The organism is Romboutsia sp. 13368 (assembly GCF_018336475.1).
Taxonomy (GTDB): Bacteria; Bacillota; Clostridia; order Peptostreptococcales; family Peptostreptococcaceae; genus Romboutsia.
In genome coordinates this window covers 792,518-794,648 of record NZ_CP048741.1, presented here as the reverse complement: position 1 = coordinate 794,648, position 2,131 = coordinate 792,518, and the positions used below count along the sequence as shown (strand labels likewise).

2 protein-coding genes and 1 pseudogene are annotated in these 2,131 nt (G+C 26.6%); all 3 read right to left on the bottom strand.

The genetic code is table 11. The features are described 5' to 3' along the window. The coding region (locus tag G3997_RS03225; protein WP_296648017.1) for a hypothetical protein at nt 1–529 on the bottom strand (529 nt) is incomplete at its 3' end. Nucleotides 530–661: 132 nt separating this feature from the next. Then, the gene (hydF, locus tag G3997_RS03220; RefSeq protein WP_296649305.1) at nt 662–1,867 is read right to left on the bottom strand and encodes a [FeFe] hydrogenase H-cluster maturation GTPase HydF; all 1,206 of its coding nucleotides are present in this window, start codon (nt 1,865–1,867) and stop codon (nt 662–664) included. Then, a pseudogene (locus tag G3997_RS03215) lies at nt 1,860–2,131 on the bottom strand ([FeFe] hydrogenase H-cluster radical SAM maturase HydG); the annotation flags it as partial. The pseudogene G3997_RS03215 and the gene hydF, both read right to left, overlap by 8 nt.

Genomic DNA, 2,131 nt, shown 5'->3' with positions numbered 1-2,131 from the left:
AGTCACAATTACCAAAATACTTTACATATAAATCACTACCTACAGCATCATTAATAGATTTCACAACACCAAATACTTTCAATCTATCTAAAGTATTATATCTTGAATAAGCATCTTTAAAATCTAAGCTTATTAAAGACTTTATAAAGTACTTTTCTATAGAATTACATAAATCAATCTCAACAATTAAAATATTCAATTTGTTATTTAGATATAAATCATACTCATATATTTCTTTTTCAAAAGCTATATTATAATTTTCTCTAATACCAACTAGCCTTAGAATTTTCTCACTATAAGTACTTCCCATTCCCTTATAACCACAGTTAGTATCAAACCAATATTCATTTGATTCTTCATCAAACAAAATTAAATTATAATAATTTCTATGATTGTCTATTACCTCATAATAATCATGTTCTTCAGTGCTAAATGCTTTAAATGCTATTATTTTATTCATTTTACTTAGTATTGTTTTTGCATATTCATAAGATTTGTAGTATCCATTTTTTCCTGACTTGTATATCAATATTCCCACCTCTAATTAGATTATATATTGATTTACATGATATTTTATTATTTTGTACAAAAAAAGAAGCTATCTTCTTATTTAAAATAGCTCCTAATCTTTAAAAGTTTATATCTTAATTCTTTTTATAAATTATTTAAAAATCTCAACTGATCTATCTAGTATTTTTGTAAAGTAAGCTATAACCATCCCATAGTTAGTTATAGGTACATTCTTTTCTTTACATACCTTTATTTTATTTAGTACACTTTTTCTATTTACCATACATGCACCACAGTGAATTACTAAATCATAGTCTTCAATATTTTCTTTAAAATCATATCCAACCATATAATCAATATTTAAGTCTCCACCTGCTATTTTTCTTAGCATATTAGGTATTTTTACTCTACCTATATCCTCGTGAGATATATTATGTGTACAACTTTCACAGACTAATATTCTGTCATTTGGTTTTAAAGTATCAAGTTTTTTTGTTCCTTCTAAGAATTCATCCAACTCACCTTTTTGTCTAGCAAATAATATTGAAAAACTTGTAAGTTTCATATCTTTAGGTATAATACTCTCAACTTCTTTAAAAGCTTGAGAATCTGTTATAACTAAATCTACGTCTTTAACCTCATTTAAAGCTTCTTCAAGTTCAGTATCTCTTACAACATAAGTTTTTATACCATGGTCTAAACAATCTCTTATAACTTGTACTTGTGGAAGAATTATTCTTCCTTTAGGTGCTTCACTATCAATAGGAACTAATAAAACTACCTTTGGTAATAATAATCTTGTTATTGCAAGTAGAATTGCTGTTTTTTCTGTTGTACCTGCCTCACAATCTCTTAGTGGTGTATCTTTATGAGGTATAAAAGGACCTATTCCACACATTGCTKGCTCTAATTCTTTAAYWTTAGATAAATTTTCTAATTCTTCCTTGCTTACAGTATCTATTTTATTTATTACTGTTATATGTTCTACATTGTATCTAGTAGCTTGCTTTTTCCAAGTTTTATATGTATCTAAATCAGGACTACTTGGGTCAATTACATATAATGCAAAATCTAATCTTTTTAAAAACTCATAACTTTTCTTTATTCTTAAAGCTCCTAGTTCTGTTTTATCTTCAAGCCCTGCTGTATCTATTAATAAAACTGGTCCATATGGTATAAGYTCCATAGCTTTTTGAACAGGGTCAGTAGTAGTTCCTTCTATATTAGATACTAATGATATTTCTTGGCCTAATATAGTATTCATAAGAGATGATTTACCACTATTTGTATTTCCGTAAATTCCTATATGTTTTCTATTTGCATTTGGAGTACTGTTCCTCCTAAAGTAATTATAAATAAAAGTCTCTTTCGCCTTTTTTCATTTTTTCTAAACTTTTTTTAGTTAAGTTCTTTATATCTTCTCTTTTTATATTTTCAACTTCAGCATTTATTATTTCTTGAGCTTTATCATATAGCTCTTTATCACCATAATCTAAAGTAAACTCAAGTAATGTCATAATAGCATTAGGTTCACATACATATTTTATGTTTCCTGATTTTGCAAGAGACATAAATCTATCTCCAGTTCTTCCTTTTCTATAACATGCTGTACAATAACTTG